This window comes from Nocardia sp. NPDC003183, from assembly GCF_053590715.1.
The window spans coordinates 681854-701797 of record NZ_JBSFTG010000003.1; the positions used below are offsets into that span (position 1 = coordinate 681854).

General features: G+C 68.8%; 20 protein-coding genes. 5 read left to right on the forward strand and 15 right to left on the reverse strand.

Annotated features, from left to right (window positions below):
* Nucleotides 1–10 precede the first annotated feature (10 nt).
* The 4 genes from whiA to uvrC all read right to left on the reverse strand — a co-directional run bounded on the left by whiA (nt 11) and on the right by uvrC (nt 5109).
* Nucleotides 11–994, reverse strand: coding sequence for a DNA-binding protein WhiA (whiA, locus tag ACWDXS_RS15045; protein ID WP_101467118.1), 984 nt, complete (start codon nt 992–994; stop codon nt 11–13).
* The gene (locus tag ACWDXS_RS15050; RefSeq protein ID WP_449965928.1) at nt 985–2049 is read right to left on the reverse strand and encodes a gluconeogenesis factor YvcK family protein; all 1065 of its coding nucleotides are present in this window, start codon (nt 2047–2049) and stop codon (nt 985–987) included. Before ACWDXS_RS15050 ends, whiA begins: the two co-directional genes overlap by 10 nt.
* Nucleotides 2046–3002: an RNase adapter RapZ gene (gene rapZ, locus ACWDXS_RS15055; RefSeq protein WP_358062678.1), complete on the reverse strand. Its 957-nt coding sequence runs from the start codon at nt 3000–3002 to the stop codon at nt 2046–2048. The genes ACWDXS_RS15050 and rapZ overlap by 4 nt, the downstream gene beginning before the upstream one ends.
* Nucleotides 3003–3123: 121 nt before the next feature.
* Nucleotides 3124–5109 carry an excinuclease ABC subunit UvrC gene (gene uvrC, locus ACWDXS_RS15060; RefSeq protein ID WP_378627060.1) on the reverse strand — a complete coding sequence of 662 codons (1986 nt, stop codon included), beginning with the start codon at nt 5107–5109 and terminating at the stop codon, nt 3124–3126.
* Nucleotides 5110–5262: 153 nt separating this feature from the next.
* Here uvrC and ACWDXS_RS15065 point away from each other — a divergent pair, with 153 nt between their 5' ends.
* On the forward strand, nt 5263–5676 hold the full coding sequence (locus tag ACWDXS_RS15065; protein ID WP_378989085.1) for a hypothetical protein: 414 nt from the start codon (nt 5263–5265) through the stop codon (nt 5674–5676).
* An 84-nt stretch (nt 5677–5760) separates the two neighbouring features.
* Here ACWDXS_RS15065 and ACWDXS_RS15070 read toward each other — a convergent pair whose 3' ends face one another.
* A complete protein-coding gene (locus ACWDXS_RS15070; RefSeq protein ID WP_379314852.1) occupies nt 5761–6453 on the reverse strand; it encodes an HAD family hydrolase in 693 nt (230 codons plus the stop codon).
* Between the two features lie 166 nt (nt 6454–6619).
* On the opposite strand from ACWDXS_RS15070, the gene ggt reads away from it, so the two are divergent.
* Nucleotides 6620–8572, forward strand: a complete 1953-nt coding sequence (gene ggt, locus ACWDXS_RS15075) for a gamma-glutamyltransferase (protein ID WP_449965933.1) — start codon at nt 6620–6622, stop codon at nt 8570–8572.
* 90 nt (nt 8573–8662) lie between these two features.
* Here ggt and ACWDXS_RS15080 read toward each other — a convergent pair whose 3' ends face one another.
* From ACWDXS_RS15080 to ACWDXS_RS15095, 4 genes are all read right to left on the reverse strand, one after another.
* Entirely contained in the window at nt 8663–9154 is a 492-nt protein-coding gene (locus tag ACWDXS_RS15080) for a PH domain-containing protein (protein WP_449965936.1), read from the reverse strand.
* Nucleotides 9151–9627, reverse strand: coding sequence for a 6,7-dimethyl-8-ribityllumazine synthase (gene ribH, locus ACWDXS_RS15085; RefSeq protein WP_378627052.1), 477 nt, complete (start codon nt 9625–9627; stop codon nt 9151–9153). The genes ACWDXS_RS15080 and ribH overlap by 4 nt, the downstream gene beginning before the upstream one ends.
* Before the next feature lie 25 nt (nt 9628–9652).
* Nucleotides 9653–10897 carry a bifunctional 3,4-dihydroxy-2-butanone-4-phosphate synthase/GTP cyclohydrolase II gene (locus ACWDXS_RS15090; RefSeq protein ID WP_449965939.1) on the reverse strand — a complete coding sequence of 415 codons (1245 nt, stop codon included), beginning with the start codon at nt 10895–10897 and terminating at the stop codon, nt 9653–9655.
* Between the two features lie 208 nt (nt 10898–11105).
* On the reverse strand, nt 11106–11729 hold the full coding sequence (locus ACWDXS_RS15095) for a riboflavin synthase (RefSeq protein WP_378989081.1): 624 nt from the start codon (nt 11727–11729) through the stop codon (nt 11106–11108).
* Between the two features lie 549 nt (nt 11730–12278).
* On the opposite strand from ACWDXS_RS15095, the gene ACWDXS_RS15100 reads away from it, so the two are divergent.
* Nucleotides 12279–12749: a hypothetical protein gene (locus ACWDXS_RS15100; protein WP_378655995.1), complete on the forward strand. Its 471-nt coding sequence runs from the start codon at nt 12279–12281 to the stop codon at nt 12747–12749.
* Here ACWDXS_RS15100 and rpe read toward each other — a convergent pair whose 3' ends face one another.
* Nucleotides 12750–13406 (reverse strand): ribulose-phosphate 3-epimerase, encoded by a 657-nt coding sequence (gene rpe, locus ACWDXS_RS15105; protein ID WP_378628313.1) that lies wholly within the window; start codon nt 13404–13406, stop codon nt 12750–12752.
* 153 nt (nt 13407–13559) lie between these two features.
* Here rpe and ACWDXS_RS15110 point away from each other — a divergent pair, with 153 nt between their 5' ends.
* On the forward strand, nt 13560–13928 hold the full coding sequence (locus ACWDXS_RS15110) for an anti-sigma factor (protein ID WP_379318243.1): 369 nt from the start codon (nt 13560–13562) through the stop codon (nt 13926–13928).
* Nucleotides 13928–14836, forward strand: coding sequence for an RNA polymerase sigma factor SigF (locus ACWDXS_RS15115; RefSeq protein ID WP_378989079.1), 909 nt, complete (start codon nt 13928–13930; stop codon nt 14834–14836). The genes ACWDXS_RS15110 and ACWDXS_RS15115 overlap by 1 nt, the downstream gene beginning before the upstream one ends.
* A gap of 28 nt (nt 14837–14864) precedes the next feature.
* Here ACWDXS_RS15115 and ACWDXS_RS15120 read toward each other — a convergent pair whose 3' ends face one another.
* From ACWDXS_RS15120 to ACWDXS_RS15140, 5 genes are all read right to left on the reverse strand, one after another.
* Nucleotides 14865–15209: an MmcQ/YjbR family DNA-binding protein gene (locus tag ACWDXS_RS15120; protein WP_378989078.1), complete on the reverse strand. Its 345-nt coding sequence runs from the start codon at nt 15207–15209 to the stop codon at nt 14865–14867.
* Between the two features lie 93 nt (nt 15210–15302).
* Complete coding sequence (locus ACWDXS_RS15125) at nt 15303–16661, reverse strand: RsmB/NOP family class I SAM-dependent RNA methyltransferase (RefSeq protein ID WP_387444445.1); 1359 nt, start codon at nt 16659–16661, stop codon at nt 15303–15305.
* Between the two features lie 722 nt (nt 16662–17383).
* Nucleotides 17384–18307: a methionyl-tRNA formyltransferase gene (gene fmt, locus ACWDXS_RS15130; protein WP_378662499.1), complete on the reverse strand. Its 924-nt coding sequence runs from the start codon at nt 18305–18307 to the stop codon at nt 17384–17386.
* Entirely contained in the window at nt 18307–18846 is a 540-nt protein-coding gene (gene def / locus ACWDXS_RS15135) for a peptide deformylase (protein WP_449965947.1), read from the reverse strand. The genes fmt and def overlap by 1 nt, the downstream gene beginning before the upstream one ends.
* A gap of 76 nt (nt 18847–18922) precedes the next feature.
* Nucleotides 18923–19942: an esterase/lipase family protein gene (locus tag ACWDXS_RS15140; protein WP_449965950.1), complete on the reverse strand. Its 1020-nt coding sequence runs from the start codon at nt 19940–19942 to the stop codon at nt 18923–18925.
* Nucleotides 19943–19944: the final 2 nt, after the last annotated feature.

Sequence of the window (19944 nt, forward strand, 5' to 3'; positions counted from 1 at the left end):
GCTGTTCCTACTACGCGTCGTCGAGCAGCTCCGCTGTCACCGCGGACTCGGTATCGGGGATGCCGAGATCCTTGGCGCGCCGGTCGGCCATCGACAGCAATCGCCGGATCCGGCCCGCGACAGCATCTTTGGTCATCGGCGGATCGGCCAGCTGACCGAGTTCCTCCAGGGAGGCCTGCCGATGCTGCACCCGCAGCCTGCCCGCCGCGGCGAGATGCTCGGGAACATCGTCGGCGAGGATCTCGAGCGCCCGTTCGACCCGCGCCGCCGCCGCGACGGCCGCGCGCGCCGAACGACGCAGGTTCGCGTCGTCGAAGTTGGCGAGCCGGTTGGCGGTGGCCCGCACCTCGCGGCGCATCCGACGTTCTTCCCAGGTGAGCCTGGTGTCCTGCGCGCCCATCCGGGTGAGCAGGGCGCCGATCGCCTCGCCGTCACGCACCACGACCCGGTCCGTGCCGCGCACTTCCCGCGCCTTGGCGGTGATGCCGAGCCTGCGCGCCGCGCCGACCAGTGCCAATGCCGCCTCCGGACCGGGGCAACTCACCTCGAGCGCCGAGGAACGACCCGGCTCGGTGAGCGAGCCGTGCGCGAGAAACGCGCCACGCCATGCCGCTTCGGCGTCACCGATGCTGCCGCCGACCACCTGCGCGGGCAGCCCGCGCACGGGGCGGCCGCGCACATCGAGCAATCCGGTCTGGCGCGCCAGCGCCTCGCCTTCCTTCGACACGCGCACCACGTAGCGGGAAGTCTTGCGTAGCCCACCCGCGCCGAGCACATGCACATCGGAGCCGTATCCGTACAGCTCGAAAATCTCTCTGCGCAGTCGCCGGGCGATGGACCCCATGTCCACCTCGGCTTCCACGATCACCCTGCCCCCCACGATGTGCAGACCGCCCGCAAACCGCAGCAACGCCGACAGCTCCGCTTTACGCGAGCTGACCTGCGACACCACGAGCCTGCTCAGCTCGTCCTTCACCTCGGCTGTCATCGCCACGAGACGCGCTCCTTTCCCACCGACCCCGAACGCTCATCTGGAACACTGTGCACATCTGAGGCACTGTGCCGTCTCTCGAATCGAAGCCCAGTCAGTTGCGGCCGCGGCGACCGGACCAGCTGATCCAGTGCGGCGGCAAGTTTTCCGGGATGATGCCGATCCGTTCCCGGCTCGGCGACATCGCAGAACGTTACCCGTGCCCGCAACTGTTCGGCGGCTCTTGCCACATGTTCCCGTTGCCGCCCCTCCGGCACCGATGCCGAGTCGACGAGCACATCGTCGACCGCGAAATCCGGTGCGTGCTGGGACAATACATGCAGATGGCGCTCCGCGGAAAAGCCGGCTGTCTCGCCGGGCTCCGCCGCCAGATTCAGCACGAGGACCTTGCGTGCCCGCGTGCGCACCAGCGCCGCGTGCAGTTGCGGCACCAGGACATGCGGAATGACGCTGGTGAACCACGAACCAGGTCCCAGCACAACAACATCCGCGTCGTCGATCGCCGAGGTCGCCTCGGGGCTGGCGGGCGGATCGGACGGAATCAGCCGCACCCGCCGGACCTTACCCGGCGTGGTCGCCACCGCAACCTGACCGCGCACGCACCGGCCGATCCGCGGGTCCGACTCCAGGCCCGATACTTCGGCCTCGATGTCGAGCGGAATCGGCGACATCGGCAGCACCCGGCCGGTGATCCGCAGCAGCCTGCCCACCTCGTCGAGCGCGGCCACCGGATCACCGAGGATGTCGGTGAGTCCGGCCAGGATCAGATTGCCCACCGAGTGCCCGGCGAGCGCGCCGGTGCCGCCGAAGCGGTGCTGCACCGTCGTGGTCCACACCCCGTCGGCGTCATCGGACAGCGCTGCCAGGGCCATCCGCAGATCACCCGGCGGCAGCATGCCCAGCTCGGCGCGCAGCCGACCGGAGGACCCGCCGTCGTCGGCGACGGTGACGACGGCGGTGATCTGCCTCGTCAGCCTGCGCACGGCCGTCAATGTCGCGTACAGCCCATGCCCGCCGCCCAGCGCGACGACGGCTGGGTCGGCTTCGATTCCACTCATTCGCGCCCCAGATCCCGGTGGACGACGCGCACGACGTCCACCGCCACGTGCCCGGTATCGGCGCCGATGCGCTCACCCAGTGCCTCGGCGATAGCGACGCTGCGATGTTTGCCGCCGGTGCACCCGACTGCCACGGTCATGTATCGCTTCCCCTCTTGGCGGTATCCGGTCGTCGTCAGGTCGACCAGGTGTTTGCCGGTCTGCAGGTAGTCCCGCGCACCCGGCCTGGACAGCACGTAGTCGCTGACCACCGACTCCTGTCCTGTGTGTTCCCGCAATTCCGGAATCCAATGCGGGTTGGGCAGGAATCGCACGTCCAACACCATGTCGGCGTCGAGGGGAACACCGTACTTGAAGCCGAAGGACTGCACAGTCAGTTGCAGTGCGGCTGGCGCGCCCGCGCCGTATGCCTCCTCCAGCTTGCGGTGCAGCTGGTGGATCGAGAGCTCGGTGGTGTCGATGACGAGGTCGGCGGCCCCCTTGACCGGGGCCAGCCTGGCTCGTTCGGCGGTCAGACCGGCCGAGAGCGTCCCGTCGGGGCTGTCGCTCTGCAATGGATGACGCCGCCGGGCGAAGCCGAACCGCCGGATCAGCACGTCGTCGGAGGCCTCGAGGAACAGCACTCTGGTGCGGATGCCGGCGCCGCGCAACTGCTCGGTGACACCGGAGAGCTCGCCGGTGAAGAACCGGCTGCGCACGTCCATGACCAGCGCGAGCCGCCGGATCGGCGGGTCCGCCGCGGCGCCCAGCTCGATCATTCGCCCGATCAGCTCGGGCGGTAGGTTGTCGGTCACGTACCAGCCGAGGTCCTCCAGCACGCGCGCGGCAGTGCCGCGGCCCGCGCCGGACAAGCCGGTCACGATGACCACTTCTACTGGTTGCTGTGTGTCGGTGACCGTCCCGGATTGCCCGGGTGCCGCCCCCGCATTGTTATTCGATTCGACGCGTGTCATGTCCTACCGGATCCGTTTCTGGGTGCCTTTCGATCATCCCGCACCGGTTCGGGTATCGGGCGCAGACACACAACGTACGGCACACGCAATGTTGCGTCCTGAGATACCGGCCGTCGGCGGGTTACGGACTGTTGAGTGCCGCGAGCACCGCTTTCGCCGTCGAGACCCCGATACCGGGCACCGAGGTGATCTCCTCGACAGTCGCGTCCTTGATTCTGGCGACCGAGCCGAAGTGGGTGACCAAGGCGGTTCGCCTCGTCTCACCGAGGCCCGGCACCGAATCCAGCGCCGACGCCGTCATCCGGCGTGAGCGTTTGCTGCGGTGGAAGGTGATGGCGAAGCGGTGGGCTTCGTCGCGCACGCGTTGCAGCAGGAACAGCGCTTCGCTGTTGCGCGGCATGATCACCGGGTCGGCTTCGCCGGGCACCCAGACTTCTTCGAGGCGTTTGGCCAGACCGATCACCGCGACATCGGTGATGCCGAGTTCGTCGAGGACCTCGGCGGCGGCGGCGACCTGGGGTGCGCCGCCGTCGACGACGTAGAGGTTGGGCGGGTAGGCGAAGCGGCGCGGTCGGCCGGTGGTGGGGTCGATGCCGGGGCGTGAGGCGGGTTCGTCGACCTCGTCGGGCTCGATCTCGACGGGTTGTTCGCGGTCGCGGGCGAGCCGGGCGAAGCGGCGGCGGGTCACCTCGGCGATGCTGCCGACATCGTCGGAGCGGCCGTCGCCCGCGGCTTCCTTGATCGCGTAGTGGCGGTAGTCGGACTTGCGGGCCAGGCCGTCTTCGAAGACCACCAGCGAGGCGACGACGTCGGTGCCCTGCACGTGGCTGATGTCGACGCATTCGATCCGCAGCGGGGCGCTGTCGAGTTCGAGTGCGTCCTGAATGTCTTGCAGCGCTTGCGATCTCGACGTGAGGTCACCGGCCCGGCGGAGCTTGTGCTGAGCCAGCGCCTCGGCGGCGTTGCGCTGCACCGTCTCGGCGAGAGCCTTCTTGTCGCCGCGCTGCGGGATGCGCAGCGAGACCGCGGAGCCGCGCATCTTGCTGAGCCACTCCCCGATCTCCTCGGCGTCGGCGGGCAGTTCGGGGACCAGCACTTCCCGGGGGACGACGATGGCGGCGTCACCGTTCTGGTCCGCCATGGCGGCCTGCTCGCCGTAGAACTGGGTGAGGAACTGTTCCACCAGGGCAGCCATCTCGGTTCCCGATTCCGCGACATCGAGCGCGTCACCGGATTTGTCGACGACCCAGCCGCGCTGGCCGCGGACGCGTCCGTCGCGGACGTGAAAGATCTGGACCGCGGCTTCCAGTTCGTCGGTGGCGAAGGCGATCACATCGGCGTCGGTGCCGGTGCCGAGCACCACGGCCTGCTTTTCGAGGGCGCGGCGCAGTGCCTGCACGTCGTCGCGCAAGCGGGCGGCGTTCTCGAAGTCGAGGTCTTCGGCGGCCTCGTGCATGCGGCGTTCGAGTGCGCGCACCATCTTGTCGGTCTTGCCGGACAGGAAGTCGCAGAAGTCCTCGACGATCTGGCGGTGCTCGTCGGCGCTGACCCGGCCCACGCACGGCGCGGAACACTTGTCGATATAGCCGAGCAGGCACGGACGCCCGATCTGGCTGTGCCGCTTGAAAACTCCGTTGGAGCAGGTTCGCGCCGGGAACACCCGCAGCAACAGGTCGAGGGTCTCGCGAATCGCCCAGGCGTGCGCGTAAGGACCGAAGTAGCGCACGCCCTTCTTGCGCGCGCCCCGGTAGACGAACAGTCGCGGATACTCCTCGTTGAGGGTCACCGCGAGCACCGGATAGGTCTTGTCGTCGCGGTATCGGACGTTGAATCGCGGATCGAATTCCTTGATCCAGTTGTACTCGAGCTGCAGCGCCTCCACCTCGGTGGACACCACCGTCCACTCGACAGCGGCCGCCGTGGTGACCATCTGCTTGGTGCGCGGATGCAACGAGTACACATCGGCGAAGTAGGAGTTCAGCCGACTGCGCAGACTCTTCGCCTTACCCACATAGATGACCCGCCCGTGCACGTCCCGGAACTTGTACACACCGGGTTCGACGGGAATCGTGCCCGGCGCCGGCCGGTACGTCGCGGGATCTGCCACCCATCCAGCCTAGCGAGGGGCCCCGACAGGTCCGCACTGCCGAGGTATCAACCGGCGCAGCAGCCCTACACGGACGAGCGAGGTCGCCGGGGTGAGCTGTGCGACTGCCTGTGTAGCGTGAGGGCTCGGATTATGTGCCCGAAAGGACGTCCGATGAGCAATGCCGCCGCCCTGCCGCAAACCGGTGACGACCTGTACGACGACGAGGTGTCCCCGCACGGAGTCATGCCGGGGACGGTGCGCGGAGCGCGGCTGATCGCCGCGGTCGCCACCGCCGTCGGTGTAGTGCTGATCGCGATCACGGTGGCGCTGGGCGGCTCGCTCGGCGCGCTGCTCGCCGGGTATCTGCCGTCCTTCGCGCTGGTTCCGCTGGTGCTGCTGTTCCGGCAGGGCGGTGATCTGGTGCGCAAGGCGGCGATCGGGGTCGCGGTGCTGGCGTGCCTGGTGTCGTCGACGGGCATTCTCACCGGGCTGCCGCCGGGTGTGGTCGGCGTCGTCGCCAATGGCGCGGTCGCGGCGATGCTCCTTCGGCCCTCTGCCCGGACCTGGTTCACCCGCCAACGCTGATCTGCGCCTCGGCCGGGTCGCCCGACTGCGCGCATCCGCCGGCCGTCGGGCGGGACTGTCTGCCGGCGATCCGGCCACAGGCGGTCAGTCGGCGGTTCGGATGCCGTGTTCGGCGAGGGCGTCGATGAGCGCGCGCGGGCGGTCGGGGGTGGGTAGCGGGTCGACGAGGGCGAAGCGGGCGCCGAGGGTCGTGGCGCCGCCGTCTGCCTCGGCGCTGTCGCCGATCATGAGGACGCGGTCAGGGGTGACGCCGAGGCGGTCGGTGGCGTCGCGGAAGATCTGCGGGTTCGGTTTGATGGCACCTATCTCGAAGGACAGCGTCATCGAGCCGATGAGGTCGGTCCAGCCGTGTTTCGCGAAGGCGGGGCGGATGTCGTAGGCGATATTGCTGACGATGCCGATCGGGATTCCCTGGGCAGCAAGCGATTCCAGGACGGTGCCCGTGTCGGGATAGGGGGTCCAGGCGAGCGGGTCGGTGAGGCGTTCGTAGAGCCGGATCGCCTGGGCCTCGGGAACATCGGAGCCGCGCAGCACCTCCAGGTAGGCATACCGGTGCAGGGCGGGGTCGAGATCGCGGTTGTCCCAGGCGTGTTGGCCCACCGCGTCGAAGGTCATGAACTGTTCGACCGGCGCGGTCATCCGGCGCATCACTTCGGCTTTCGCCGCCACGTCGAACGGCGTCCCGTCGTCCCCGACCAGTTCGTGAGCCCAGGTCCGGTCGTCCTCCAGGCGGAAGACCGTGCCGGAGAAGTCGAACAGCACCGCGTCGATGTCCATGGCAGCCAGGGTAGCCAGACGAAGACAGTGCGCCCGGCGGAAATCGGCCGGGTAACCCAGGATTCGTGTGCCGGCCATCCGGCCGTCGCGGCCGGACAGGGGCACACGGCAAGCCCCCGGCGGAAAAAGATCGAATCGCGTCGTACCGCCGGGTTACCCTGGCTGGATGACGCCAAGGCGACGGACGTGGATCGGGGCCACGACGGCCGCAGTGCTCGCGGTGGGGGTACTGGCCGGATGTTCGACAGACGAGAAAACGGCCGCGGAATGCACGAGCACGCCCAACGGCACTCCTGTGTCCGCGGCGCCCGCCACCGGCACCGGGGCGCCGACCTCGCAGAATCTCAGCACCAACCCTGAGATCGCGTCGGGCTATCGCTCGGATATGACGGCGGTGCGCACCAGCACCTACGCGGTGTCGACCGCCAACCCGATCGCCACCGAGGCCGCGTGCCGGGTACTGCGGGCGGGTGGCACCGCGGCCGACGCCCTGGTCACCGCACAGGCAGTACTCGGTCTGGTCGAGCCACAGGCTTCCGGCATCGGCGGCGGCGCCTTCCTGGTGCACTACGACGCGAAGTCGCGCACGGTCGACACCTACGACGGCCGCGAGACCGCTCCTGCCGCGGCGACCGAGAACTATCTGCGCTGGGTCAGCGACACCGACCGCACCGAACCCGCACCGAATACCCGGGCCAGCGGTCGCTCCATCGGCGTGCCCGGAGTGCTGCGGATGCTCGAACTCGCCCATTCCGAACACGGGATGAGCGCCTGGAAGGAACTGTTCGATCCCGCGATCAGCTTGTCCGACAACGGTTTCGAGATCAGTCCGCGGCTGGCAGGCCAGATCGCCGAATCCGCGAAAGACCTGGCCGCCGACGAGGCCGCGCGTGGCTACTTCCTCGAAGCCGATGGCTCGCCCAAGAAGTCGGGCACCCTCCTCACCAATCCGGCGCTGGCGAAAACGCTCTCGGCGATCGCGACCGACGGCGCGAAGGCCTTCTACAGCGGCGCCATCGCCCAGGACATCGTCGAGGCGGCGGGCAGCACGGCGGGCGGCCGTACCCCCAGCGCGCTGACCACCACCGACCTGGCGAATTACGAGGCGAAGAAGCGCACGGCGCTGTGCACCGGGTACCGCAAGTACGAACTGTGCGGCATGCCCGCGCCGTCCTCGGGCGGCAGCACCGTCGCGGCGACGCTGGGCATTCTCGCCAATTTCGATCTCCCCGCGCTGCGGCCACAGGAGCTCGACGCCAACGGCGGGCGGCCCGACGCGCAGGCCGTGCACCTGATCTCCGAAGCGGAGCGACTGGCCTACGCCGATCGCAACAAGTACGTCGCCGACCCGGATTTCGTTCCGCTGCCGGGTAATTCGGCGCTCTCGCTCGTGCACCCGCAGTACCTCAAGGAACGGTCGACGCTGATCGACCCGCAGCGCAGCATGGGTACCGCCAAGCCCGGCAACCTCGGGCCGGTCCCCCTCGGCAACGGTCCACAGCCGCCCGAACACGGCACCAGCCACATCTCCGTCATCGACAAGTACGGCAACGCCGCCGCCATGACCACGACGGTCGAATCGGCGTTCGGGTCTTTCCATCTCGTCGACGGATTCGTGCTCAACAATCAGCTCACCGACTTCGCCGCCGACCCGGTCGACCCCGACGGGACACCCGTGGCCAACCGCCTCCAGCCCAACAAGCGCCCACGCAGTTCGATGGCCCCGACCCTGGTGTTCGATCGTGACGATCGGGGCGACCGTGGCGAACTGAAGCTCGTCACGGGTTCACCCGGTGGTTCGGTGATCATCCAGTTCGTCGTGAAAACGCTGGTCAATGTGCTGGATTGGGGTCTCGACCCGCAACAGGCGGTCTCCGGGGTGTCGTTCGGCGCGGGCAATACGCCGGTCACCGGCGTCGGCGGTGAGCACCCGGACATCAATGCGACCGACAACGGCGACCACGATCCCCTGGTCGAGAAGCTGCGGGCGATGGGCCATCAGGTGTCGGTGGCGCCGCAGTCCAGCGGGCTCAGCGCCCTGCAGCACAACGGCAAGGACGGCTGGATCGGCGGTGCGGATCCGCGCCGCGAGGGAGCGGTCCTCGGCGATACCCGCTGATGCGCTGGTCTGTGCGTCACGACTCGGTGGCGCACAGACAGCAGCGTTGCCGGCAATCAGTCGGCTCCAGGTGCCGACCGCTCAGCGAAGTCAGTCCCGCGGGGCGTAGCGGGCGCCGAGTTCGCGGACGCGCTCGATGGCGTCGGCGGCGTGGGTCTTGTCGTTGGAACGGATCGCCAGCATCGGGACGTAATCGTCGTCGGCCAGTTCGAGGCGGGCCCATGCCTTGCGGTCCGGGAAGGACACGCCACGGATGTAGGCCCACGGGTACACCTGCTCGCCCAGGATATTGCGCACCCCGACACCCTGGCTGCCCGCGCGCACTCGCGGACGGGTGAGCATCAGTACCGCGCCCGCCCCGACCACCCCGATCAGGATCATCGCGACCTGATCGGCGACCCGGAAGTTCACCCCGGTCGACCCGGTGCGCAGCAGCAGCCCACCCGCGGTGAACGCGACGAGGATGGCGATCGCGACCACGATGGCGGTGCGGGTCGCCCGGCGCGGACGCACCTGGAACTCCCAGCCCGCGTCGGGCTGAGGAGCGCTACGACGCCAGGTCCGCACCACCGGCACGGTCACACCGATCGCAGTGCGCGCAAGGTGAGCGCGGCGTCGAGAGCGGCGGCGCAGGCCTGTTCGCCCTTGTCCTCCGCCGAACCGGGCAGCCCGGCCCGATCGCGCGCCTGCTCCTCGTCGTTCGTCGTGAGCACACCGTTGGTGACGGGGGTGGCCGCATCGAGCGACACCCGGGTCAGCCCGGCCGTCACCGCATCGCACACGTACTCGAAATGCGGTGTGCCACCACGGATCACGACGCCCAGAGCCACCACGGCGTCGTGCGTGCGCGCCAGCTCCTGCGCGACGACCGGCAGCTCCATCGCACCGGCGCAGCGCACCACGGTCACATGTTCGACGCCGGCTTCCTTGGCCACCCGTTCGGCATTCGCCACGAGGGTGTCGCAGATCTCGGTGTGCCACCGCGAGGCGACGATGCCGAGTTTGACGTCTTTGGCCTGCGCCAGCGCGAAGCTCGGGACCCCTGTACCGCTCATCGTTGCCGCCTTTCGTACGAAATGATCACTGCGCGGTTTCGCCGAGGTCGAGATCGTCGAGGCCGACCAGGTCGTGGCCCATCCGATCCCGCTTGGTGCGCAGGTAGTGCAGGTTCTCGGCATTGGCGCGCAACGGCATCGGGACGCGCTCGGTGATCGTGAGACCGTAGCCGTCGAGGCCGACCCGCTTGGCCGGATTGTTGGTGAGCAGGCGCATCGAGCGGATGCCGAGATCGACGAGGATCTGCGCGCCGGTGCCGTAGTCACGGGCGTCGGCGGGCAGACCGAGATCGAGGTTGGCGTCGACGGTGTCGCGACCGGTGTCCTGCAACTGGTAGGCCTGCAGTTTGTGCATCAGGCCGATGCCACGGCCCTCGTGCCCGCGCATGTAGAGGACGACGCCGCGCCCCTCCTGATCGACCATCTCCAGTGCCGCGTCGAGCTGCGGGCCGCAATCGCAGCGCAGCGAGCCGAAGACGTCACCGGTCAGGCATTCCGAGTGCACCCGCACCAGTACGTCCTCGCCGTCACCGATGTCGCCGCGCACCAGCGCGACGTGCTCGGCATCGTCGAAGATGCTCTGGTAGCCCACGGCCTTGAAATCGCCGTGAGCGGTCGGAATACGGGCCTCGGCCACCCGCACGACATGCTTCTCGTGCTTGCGCCGCCAGGCGATCATGTCGGCGATCGAGATCATCGCCAGGTTGTGCTCGTCGGCGAATACGCGCAGCTCGTCGGTACGGGCCATGTGCCCGTCGTCCTTCTGGCTGACGATCTCGCAGATCACGCCCGCGGGACGCAACCCGGCCATCCGGGCCAGATCGACCGCGGCCTCGGTGTGGCCGGGCCTGCGCAGCACGCCGCCGTCCTTGGCGCGCAGCGGCACCACATGGCCGGGGCGGGTGAACTCGTCGGCCTTGGCCTGCGCGCTGGCCAGCAGGCGCATGGTGACGGCCCGGTCGGCGCCGGAGATGCCGGTGGTGATGCCCTCGCGCGCATCCACCGAGACGGTGTAGGCGGTGCCGTGCTTGTCCTGGTTCATCGCGTACGCCGGCGGCAGGCCGAGCCGGTCGCAGTCGTCGGCGGTCAACGGCACGCAGATGTAGCCGGAGGTGTAGCGGATCATGAACGCGACCAGCTCCGGGGTGGCCTTCTCGGCCGCGAAGATGAGATCGCCTTCGTTCTCCCGGTCCTCGTCGTCGATGACGACAACAGCCTTGCCGGCCGCGATATCGGCGACCGCGCGCTCGATGCTGTCCAACCTGGTCACGTCTGCTTGCTCCGTATATTTGGCGGCCGGGGCCGCGGGTTTCTCGGCCCGGTGGGCCTCGATCTTCCCTCCCGGCGGGCACTCCTTCGTCGCACCCTCTGGTCGGTCCAGATCGAGGCGGCCGAGAAACTGCCCTGGGGGATGGCAATGACTTCCTACATTACGGCGTGGCCTCGGGGTGTTCGGTGAGGCCCGGCGCCGATCGGTGTCAGCCTCGCTGGGCGAGGCGCTCCACGTACTTGGCGATGACGTCCACCTCGAGGTTCACGGTGGCGCCGACGGGGGCGGTGCCGAGGACGGTCAGGGCGAGGGTGGTCGGGATCAGGGAGACCTCGAACCAGTCACGGGATCCGTCGGCGTTCGGCTCGTCGTCGATGCCGAGCGCGGAGACGGTGAGGGAAACGCCGTCGACGGTGATCGAGCCTTTCTCCACCACATAGCGCGCGATGGAATCCGGCAGCGAGATCCGTACGACCTCCCAGTTCTCCGACGGGGTGCGTCGCAGCACGGCGCCGGTGCCGTCGACGTGGCCCTGCACGAGGTGGCCGCCGAGGCGGCTGTTCAATGCGGCCGCGCGCTCGAGGTTGACCGGCGATCCGGGGACCAAGCCGCCGATGCTCGAGCGCTTCAACGTCTCGTCCATGACGTCGACGGTGAAGCTGTCGCCGTCGATCACGTCGACGACGGTGAGGCAGACGCCGTTGACAGCGATCGAATCGCCGTGCCCGGCATCGGAAGTCACCAGCTTGCCGCGGATCGTCAATCGGGCGGCGTCGGTCAGCGCCTCGGTGGCCACGATCTCGCCGAGCTCCTCGACGATCCCTGTGAACATGCCTGACTCCCTTGTCGCGTCATCCGTACCCGTTGGGCCCAACAGCAGATGAGTGGCCGCTATTCCCGCGAGGCCACCCAGCTCGTCGCACAGCCTAGTAGCGCGGCCCGTGAGCCCGGGTCGGGGGCCGAACCCGACCGCGCGCAGCCCTTGATCACCGAAAGCGATCGATAGCGCATCGTTGGGGTCGCAACCGTGTATCGACATGACGCAACGCCGCCGTTAATCAATACGGCGGTTGGCGTTCAATCCAATTTTCGGCGAACCGATCCCCGGCATTCATCAGGCTGCCTTAGCCTGGTATTACCCGCCACTACGAACTGGAAACACGGTGAGTGTAATGCTTGCGCCCGCCGCGCCGCTGACGCAATATTGTTACGTCAACGATTCCTGCTGTTCAGCCAGATGTCGGGCCCTGGAACTGCAGGTTCTCCCGACATCATCGCCCGGAGCACAGCGGCTACCGGGAGTTCGCCCCAGGGATAGTCCACCACTCCAGGAAGACAACACTGTGGGTCACAACAGGTTCGCTATATGTGGGGGTGCCGCGTGAGCACATTGATCGATTCGACGCTGGAAATGCGCTGCGTGCGTTATCGGCGAGAACTGCACCTACCGGCCAAGATCGATTTCGATTCCCGCCGCATTCTGCTCCAGATCGGCGCGCACTACGGCGCGGTCACCATGCCCGGCGATCTGGGCGAGCGCGTCCAGGCCCGACTGCGCGAGGCCGCGATCGCGGGTCCGGTGGTCGATCATCCCCGCGCGCGGCGCTGGACGTTCCTCACCGGCCCCTGCCGCCCGGACTCGGTCACCGCGACGGCGTCGGCCGAACTGTTCCGCCTGTACGCGACCGTCGCCTGCGCGGGCAGCCAGATCGTGCTGCCCTCCCCCGACGACGAGCGCACCGGCTACCGCACCTGGGTGCAGGAACCCGAGTCCGGTGACCAGCGGCCGCCGGTGCAGGCCGTCATCGACGCGGCGCGGGCGCTGGGCACCCGCAAGCTCCGCGCCCTGTAGTTACGGCAGCCAGGCCGAGGTGGCCAGGTTGCGCAGCTTCTGCACGGCAGCACCCGGGTCGGCCGTGTTGTAGACGGCCGACCCGGCCACGAAGCAATCGATGCCGGCGGCGGCCGCCTGCTCGATGGTGTCGTCGTTGATGCCGCCGTCGATTTCGACGACCAGGTGCAGTTCGCCCGAATCGACCAGATTGCGCACGATCCGCGCCTTCTCCAGCACGCCGGGGATGAACGACTGCCCGCCGAAACCGGGTTCCACGCTCATCACCAGCAGGGTGTCGAATTCGCGCAGGATTTCTAGGTACGGCTCGATCGGGGTGTTCGGCTTCACCGACAGCCCGGCCCGCCCGCCCGCGGCGCGGATATCGCGCGCCACCGCGATCGGATCATCGGTCGCTTCGGCGTGAATGGTGACGTTGTAGGCGCCCGCCTCGGCGTAGCTCGGGGCCCAGCGGCCCGGATCGTCGATCATCAGGTGGCAATCGAACGGGATATCGGTCGCCTTCAGCAGGCTCTGCACGATCGGCAGACCCAGCGTGAGGTTCGGTACGAAGTGCCCGTCCATGACGTCGACGTGAAGCCAATCGCATCCTTCGACCGCGGCGGCCTCGGCGGCCAGATTCGCGAAGTCCGCGGACAGGATTGACGGGGCGATCATCGGCTGGGACGGACGGGAGAACGTCGGAGTGGACACAGCGCGCCAGTGTAGCGACGGCGATGGTGATTGCCCTGCCGGGATATGGGTAGCCTTCTCAGGGTGACCAATTTTTCGGCGGAACATGGGCCTTTCGGCGCCCCGGTGGAGATTCGTGTGGCAGCACAGCTGACGCAGCTGCCAATCGTGCGCGGACTGGCCGAAACACTGGTGCTACTCAGTGATTTCACCCTCGACGAGGTAGCCGACGTGCGCCTGGCCGTGGATGAGGTGTGCTCGACGATCATCGCGATCGCGGGCCCGGATACGCTGCTCACCTGCGAATTCCTCGTCGGTGACTTCGAACTCCAGGTGCGCGTCGACGGTGTCGCTGCGGCGCAGGGCATGCCGGATCAGCGCAGCTTCGGGTGGCATGTGCTGCGCACGCTCTGCGACGAGGTCATCGCCGAACAGCAGGATTTCGACGCAGGCGTGTCCGGGTACCCGACGACGGTCCGATTCCGCAGGGTCCGGGGGAAGGCATAGTGCACGGCGAGGACAACCAGCCCGACCAGCACGATCTCAGCGAACCCGACAAAACCGACTCCCCTGCCGCGGAATCGGAGAACGCCGCGGAACCGGACAAGGAAGCCCTCGAGCAGGACAGTATCGAGGAGGAGACCGAAACTCCGGAACCGGTGTCGGGGTACGACGACGTCAGCGCCCTGTTCGAGCGTCTCGCGGCGACCGAGCCGGGCAGTGTCGCGCACGCGGTCGCGCGCGATGCGCTGATCAACCGCTGCATTCCGCTGGCCGATCACATCGCCCGCAAATTCAGCGGACGCGGCGAGCCGTTCGACGATCTGTCGCAGGTGGCGCGCGTCGGTCTGGTGCACGCGGTGGACCGGTTCGACCTGAGCCGTGGCTCGAACTTCCTGTCCTTCGCGGTGCCGACGATCATGGGCGAGGTCCGGCGATACTTCCGGGACAACACCTGGGCGATGCGAGTCCCGCGGCGCGTCAAGGAAACCCACCTGCGGATCGGCGCGGCCGTGGATCAGCTCTCGCAACGACTGGGCCGCTCCCCCACCGCCAAGGAGATCGCCGCCGAACTCGATGTCGACCCCGACGAGGTCACCCAGGCCGTCATCGCGGGCAATGCCTATCAGCCGACGTCGATCGACGCGGCCTCGATCGGGCGCGACAGCGACGCGTCGCTGCTCGACACGCTCGGCGAGGAAGAGTCGCAGTTCGACCGGGTCGAGGAGTACATCGCGGTGCGGCCACTGCTGGCGGGCCTGCCCGAACGGGAGCGCCGCATCCTGACCATGCGATTCTTCGAGTCGATGACGCAGACACAGATCGCGTCGCAGCTGGGGATCTCGCAGATGCACGTGTCCCGGATTCTCGCGAAAACCCTGGCGCGCCTGCGCGAATTGTCCGAACGGGACTGACTCGGGGACAGGACAACGGCGTCCTCTCCTATGCACCCTGCCTCGCGCGCCGCAGCTTCGCGGGTGCGCGCAGCCACCAGGCACTGTCGAGTAGCTCGGCGAGCTGCTGTGGGTCGACCACGTCGAGGTCGATGAGGATGTACGGGTACCCGTCATAGTGCGGGGTCGTGTAGAAAGCTGGGTCGCCGGAAGCCAGCAGCGCTTCCTTCTCCGTGGGCTCACAGAGCAGCACGAGGCCGCCTTCGGCCTCGTCACGCAGTCGAGCGAAGCTCTTGCCGCCGACATTCAGGCCGGGACTGCGCCACCAGGTGCCTTCCGCCACACCCGGTAGTGCCGTCGCCATCGCGACCACCTGATCCCATGTCATCGCCATACGCCGATTCTCCGCTCGGCGCTCGCTCCTCGCTTGGACGAATGGAACGGCGCCGCCCCCGTTGCGGGGGACGGCGCCGTCGTACTGTCGCGGCTACTTCTTGCGCAACGTCGCCAGGAACATGGCGTCGGTGCCGTGGCGATGCGGCCACAGCTGCGCGGAGGGGCCGTCACCGAGATCGGTGACACCGGGCAGGAACTCGCGGCTGTCGAGTTCCTCGGCGCCGCTGCGGCGGACGAAATCGGCGACCACCGACACTGTTTCGGCGAGGTGCGGTGAGCAGGTCGAATACACGACGACACCACCAGGGCGCACCAGATCCCATGCGGCGGTGAGGAGTTCACGCTGCAGTGTCACCAGCTCCGCCACGTCGGCCGGAGTGCGGCGCCAGCGCGCCTCGGGGCGGCGACGCAGGGCGCCGAGGCCCGTGCACGGCGCGTCGACGAGGACGCGGTCGTAGCCGGGGGTCAGGCCACTGTCGCGACCGTCCGCGACATGCACGGTGACGGGCAGATTCCGGGTGGATTTGCGAACCAGTTCGGCACGGTGCTCGGCCGGTTCGACAGCGTCGACCGTGAACAGGTCGATCGCGGCGAGCGCGCCGAGCAAGGCCGCCTTACCGCCGGGACCCGCGCAGAGATCGAGCCAGCGACCCTTGTCGGGGCCCTCCAGCGGCGCACGCGTGAGAGCGAGCGCGACCAGCTGGCTGCCCTCGTCCTGGACGGAGGCGATGCCGTCACGGACCGGTTCCAGCAGACCGGGATCGCCGCCGTCGAGATACACCGCGTACGGGGACCAGCGGCCCTCCTCACCGCCGGTGACCAGCGCCAGCTCTTCCGAGGTGATCTCGCCGGGCCGGGCGACCAGGTGCACGACCGGGCGTTCGTCATCGGCTTTCAGGAGTGCGTCCAGCTCACCCGCCTGCGCGCCGAGCGCGTCGGCGAAGGACTGGGCGATCCATTTCGGATGCGCGTGCTCGAAGGCCAGTTTGCCGACCGGGTCGGCGGGGGCCAGCTCGGCGATCCACTCCTCGGCGGTCTTCTCCCCCGCTCGCCGCAACACCGCGTTGACGAAACCGGCACGGCCCTGGCCGAATTCGGCACTGGCCAGGTCGACGGAGGTGTCGACGGCGGCGTGCGCGCTGGTACGGGTCCGCAGCAGCTGGTAGACGCCGAGGCGCAGGATGTCGAGGATGGGGCCGTCGATCTCGTCGACCGGGCGGCCCGCGCATGCCGAGATCACCGCGTCGAGCTGCCCCTGCGAACGGCTGGCGCCGTAGGTGAGCTCGGTCGCGAACGCGGCGTCGCGCCCGCTGATCTTGCGCTCGCGCAACAGTTTCGGCAGCGCGAGGTTGGCATAGGCGTCGCGCTCACGCACGGCCCGCAGCACATCGAGGGCGACTTCGCGCGCGGGGTCCACGGGCTCGCCGCGGCGCTTGCGTGGACTGGGCACACTGGGATCGGGACGCTCGGGACGACGCTGAGCGGGCGCTTTGCCCGCCGGCGCACCAGCATCCCGGTTGCCCGCACCACGGCCACGCGAGTCTCCTACGCGCGCACCACGATCGGGACGTGACGCGCCACGGTCGGACCGTCCCGCACCGGAACGTGCCGCGTTGCCACGGTCACCGCGCTGGTCCGCCGAGTCACGGCCCTGAGCCTGCTCGTTCGCGCCGCCGAAGCCAGGGCGGTCGTCGGCACGACGAGGTGCCTCGGAACGCGGGGCGTCGTCGCGTCGAGCGCCCGCGTCACGTCCTTGCGCCCGGTCACTCGCGCCGCGACCGAAACCGGGGCGGTCGTCTTCGCGGCGGGGCGCGCCGGAGCGCGGAGCGTCGTCGCGTCGATTGCCCGCGTCGCGACCCTGCGCGCCGCGAGCGAAACCGGGGCGGTCGTCGGCACGGCGGGGCGCGCCGGATCGGGCGCCCCCGGGGCGGTCGTCGCGGCGGGGGCGGTCGGAGCGATCCGTCCAGCGGTCGCCGTCCGCGCGCGGGGTGGTGGTGCCCTTCGCGGCGCGGGCGGCCCAGCCGCCGTCGACGTTCTTGCCGGTGATCTTGCGCTCGTCGCGGGGGCTACCGCCGCGCGGCTCGCCAGACTTTCCGGTGGGTTTGCGATCCTCGCGGGGGCTCACGCCCTTCGCGGCGTCGGCTTCACGGCGACGGCGGCGGTCCGAGGCACTCATCCGATCACCGTGCCGGGCGCGAGGCGGGCGCCACGCGCCCAGTCCAGGGCGTTCATCATCTTCTTGCCGGGCGGCTGGACCTGACCCAGGCGGACCGCTGTGGTCGATGTTCCGACGAAGACGCCGGATTTGCGCACCTCGATCTCGCGTTCGGGCAAGGTTTCCTCCACCATTTCCACCGGGCCGAGTTTGAGGCGCAGCCCGTTCACCTCGGTCCACGCGCCGGGCGCCGGGGTGACGGCGCGAATGTGGCGGTGGATGGCGAGCGCGGGTTCGTCGAACCCGATCCGCCCGGCTTCCACGGTCACCTTCGGTGCGTAGGTCACGCCGTCATGGGATTGCGGAATCGCTTGCAGCGAACCGTCTTCCACGCCGTCCAGGGTTTTCTCGAGCAACACGGCACCCGCTTCGGCGAGCCGGGCCAGCAGTTCGCCCGCGGTGTCGGTGAGCCCGATCTTCTCGGTCATCACCCCGTACACCGGGCCCGTATCGAGGCCTGCTTCGATCAGGAACGTCGACGCGCCGGTCATGTCATCACCGGCGTCGATGGCCGCCTGCACGGGAGCCGCCCCGCGCCAGGCGGGCAGCAGCGAGAAGTGCAGGTTGATCCAGCCGTGGGCGGGGATGTCGAGCACCTGCTGGGGCAGCAGCGCACCGTAGGCGACGACCGGGCAGCAGTCCGGTGCGAGCTCGGTGAGCGCGGCGACGAACTCGGGCTCGGACGGCTTGCGTGGCGTGAACACCGGAATGCCGTGTTCGTCGGCGAGCTGCCCGACCGGCGAGCGCAGGAGCTTGCGACCACGGCCCGCGACCGCGTCGGGCCGCGTGACGACCGCCACGACCTCGTGGCCTTCGCTCTCGATCAACCGGCGCAACGACGGCACAGCGGGCTCGGGCGTGCCCGCGAAAACTACGCGCATCAGCGGCCACCGCCGACGCCGCTGGATTCGCGCACGGTGATCCCGCCACGGAACCAGTCGGATTCGCGGATGGTACGCATCGCGTCCTTGCGGTCGGCCGATTCGAGCCGGTTGATGAACAGCACGCCATCGAGGTGGTCGTACTCGTGCTGTACGCAGCGCGCGAGCAGACCGTCGGCTTCGAATTCGACCGGCGCACCGGTGACGTCGACCCCGCTGACCCGCACGCGCGCCGCCCGGCGCACGTCGTACCGCACGCCGGGGATCGACAGGCAGCCCTCGGGACCGACCTGTTCGTCGGCCCCGAGGGCCGACCACTCCGGATTCACCACATGCCCCGCGGCATCGCCGGTGTCGTAGACGAACACCCGCAGCCCGACACCGATCTGCGGCGCGGCCATCCCGACCCCACCGTCGTCGTGCATGGTCTCGGTGAGATCGGCGACCAACGTGGCGAGGTCGGGACCGAACTCGGTGACCGCGTCGGCACGAGAACGCAGGATCGGGTCGCCGAACAGGCGAACGGGCTGAATGGTCACGGCGGCTCCCGGGGAGGACGAATTGCGGTCGTCCCAGTCTAGTGACCCCGCGAGGTACTTCCGTCCAGCCCGGCTGTCAGGAGTTGCCCGCGATGATCACCTCGGGGATGCCGGTGCCGAGCGGGACGGGCGCGCAGACCGGTGCGGGTGCCCGGGCCGGGTCGAGGACGCGCTGGAGCAACTGCTGCACGAAGGGGTCGTAGACCAGGTGGAAGTGCCCGGTCAGGTCGTCGGCGCACAGGTCCTGCAGGACGAGGTTCTCGGCGCCCGCACCGCGCAGCGCGATGTTCGAGAACGGCTGGATCATCTCGTCGACCCGGCTGCCGACGGTGACGTACCGGACACCGGCCACGGTGTCGCCGCCCGCGTTGAGCTCCACCATGAGTGGTTCACCCTGGGCCTGCTGGACCGCAGCGGTCGAGGTGACCTTCGCGAAGACATCCATCATGCCGGGAACGGCCTGGCCCACCGGGACCAGTCCGTACATCACCCCGCCGTAACTGGGTGAGGCCAGGCCGACCCAGGTCCCGACCTTCGGCGCGCCCCCGAGCTTGTTGACATAGAACCGACTGACGTTCGCCCCCTGCGAGAACCCGACCAGATCGACCTTGGTCGCCTTGGTCGCGACGAGGACATCGTCGACGAACTGGGCGAGCTGGGCGAAACTGATGCGCATGTCCTCGGTGCCGTAGGTGTCGGCGCCCGGCGCTCCGCCGTAGTTCAGCGCGAAGACGCAGTAGTCGGCCGACACCAGCTGCGGCCCGATTCCCGCCCAGTCGGAGTACGCACTCGAATCGGTGCCGTGTACCAACACGATCGGCCGCGGGTGCTCAGCGGTGGGCGTACACCCGAAGTTGTTGAGCCCCACCGGAACCGAGTTCGGGTTGGCCTTGATGTAATGGGCGGCGTCCAGGTGATCGGACTGCGCCGGACCCGCTTGCATCGGAATGACGGCGGGCCGATAGCCCGCCGGTTCAGCGGCGGCGATCGGTGCGAAGGACACACCGATCACCGCCGCGCAGGCGAGTGCCGTGACCGACACCGCGCCGCGCAATCGTGATGTTCCCCAACCCCACAACGTTCCCAGTTGTTCCATAC

Coding starts and splice junctions, on each gene's coding strand:
- ACWDXS_RS15065 (WP_378989085.1), top strand. CDS start 5,263: ATGAGCAATGCCGCCGCCCTGCCGCAAACCGGTGACGACCTGTACGAC.
- ACWDXS_RS15070 (WP_379314852.1), bottom strand. CDS start 6,453: ATGGACATCGACGCGGTGCTGTTCGACTTCTCCGGCACGGTCTTCCGC.
- fmt (WP_378662499.1), bottom strand. CDS start 18,307: ATGCGCGTAGTTTTCGCGGGCACGCCCGAGCCCGCTGTGCCGTCGTTG.
- rpe (WP_378628313.1), bottom strand. CDS start 13,406: ATGATCGCCCCGTCAATCCTGTCCGCGGACTTCGCGAATCTGGCCGCC.
- ACWDXS_RS15140 (WP_449965950.1), bottom strand. CDS start 19,942: ATGGAACAACTGGGAACGTTGTGGGGTTGGGGAACATCACGATTGCGC.
- ACWDXS_RS15120 (WP_378989078.1), bottom strand. CDS start 15,209: ATGGCGATGACATGGGATCAGGTGGTCGCGATGGCGACGGCACTACCG.
- ribH (WP_378627052.1), bottom strand. CDS start 9,627: ATGAGCGGTACAGGGGTCCCGAGCTTCGCGCTGGCGCAGGCCAAAGAC.
- ACWDXS_RS15050 (WP_449965928.1), bottom strand. CDS start 2,049: ATGAGTGGAATCGAAGCCGACCCAGCCGTCGTCGCGCTGGGCGGCGGG.
- ACWDXS_RS15095 (WP_378989081.1), bottom strand. CDS start 11,729: ATGTTCACAGGGATCGTCGAGGAGCTCGGCGAGATCGTGGCCACCGAG.
- rapZ (WP_358062678.1), bottom strand. CDS start 3,002: ATGACACGCGTCGAATCGAATAACAATGCGGGGGCGGCACCCGGGCAA.
- ggt (WP_449965933.1), top strand. CDS start 6,620: ATGACGCCAAGGCGACGGACGTGGATCGGGGCCACGACGGCCGCAGTG.